Annotated in this window: 1 protein-coding gene and 2 pseudogenes; 2 read left to right on the top strand and 1 reads right to left on the bottom strand. The window is 35.1% G+C overall.

Annotated features, from left to right (window positions below):
- Nucleotides 1-284 (bottom strand): annotated as a pseudogene (locus ACNPNW_RS04190) (cation transporter); the annotation flags it as partial.
- Nucleotides 285-374: 90 nt separating this feature from the next.
- On the opposite strand from ACNPNW_RS04190, the gene cadR reads away from it, so the two are divergent.
- Both cadR and ACNPNW_RS04180 read left to right on the top strand, forming a co-directional pair.
- Entirely contained in the window at nucleotides 375-767 is a 393-nt protein-coding gene (gene cadR, locus ACNPNW_RS04185) for a Cd(II)/Pb(II)-responsive transcriptional regulator (RefSeq protein WP_448766565.1), read from the top strand.
- A 93-nt stretch (nucleotides 768-860) separates the two neighbouring features.
- Nucleotides 861-1022 (top strand): annotated as a pseudogene (locus ACNPNW_RS04180) (IS6 family transposase); the annotation flags it as partial.

The raw sequence follows: 1022 nt of genomic DNA, 5'->3' as shown, positions 1-1022 counted from the left end.
TTGGGAACTAAGTATTCACTCATGTAGTGCGAATCTTTTAAAACGTTTTCAGTGCTTAAATTTTCTTTGGGATCAGAACCACAACAGGATTGAGCGGTATCTTCACAACTGTTTGAAGTGTTACAGCAAGGAGATGAAGATTTTTCTTCTTTCTCTTCACCACAACAGCTAGGCGTATTATCACAATTCTTTGAATTGCTTGCTTCTGCAATTGATGGATGATTTTCTTGTTGAGATTTCTTATCTTCGCATGGTGTTTCTTTACTACATCCACAGCCACTCATAGTTATACCCATTAAAAAAATTTATAAACTTTGAATATTAGAATCCCTATAGTTACTATAGAGTCAAGATTTTTTGGAAATACCAACTCAATGCATTTAAAAATTGGTGAACTCTCTAAAAAAACCTTATGTTCAGTATTAACAATTAGGTTTTATGAAAAGGAAGGTTTAATTCCGGAACCGGAAAGAACGGAAGGAAATTACCGCCTTTACGATGTAGGCTATGTTGAGCGAATTAAATTTATTTTGAATTGCCGAACTTTAAATATGAGTTTGAATGAAATTCGTCAATTACTTACCTATAAAGACAAACCTGAGAAAAATTGTTCAGATGTGAATGAATTAATTGACTTACATGTCAGTGCTATCAGAGAAAATATAATCAAGCAACAAAAGCTTATTGAACAACTATCTGATTTAAGAGGTACTTGTGATGGTTTATGTACAATTGACCAATGTGGAGTTTTAAAAAATCTAGCTTGATTATCTAGACCTATGCTTTTTTCAAAAAATCGGCACTGTTGCAAATAACCACGAATGGTAAGCTGAAGACTGTTTTAGCTAAAGGTGCAGCATATGAATCCTTTCCATGGTCGGCATTTTCAGGGCGAAATCATTCTTTGGGCTGTGCGCTGGTATTGTAAATATGGCATTAGCTATCGTGAACTGCAGGAAATGCTGGCCGAACGGGGTGTGAATGTTGATCACACGACTATTTACCGTTGGGTTCAACGTTAT

The sequence above is a fragment of the Acinetobacter endophylla genome, assembly GCF_053543775.1.
Note: the sequence above shows the minus strand (reverse complement) of the source record. Positions and strands in the feature narration are given on the sequence as shown.

Excerpts from the sequence above, each read along its gene's own strand:
- cadR (WP_448766565.1), top strand. The coding sequence starts at position 375 with ATGCATTTAAAAATTGGTGAACTCTCTAAAAAAACCTTATGTTCAGTA.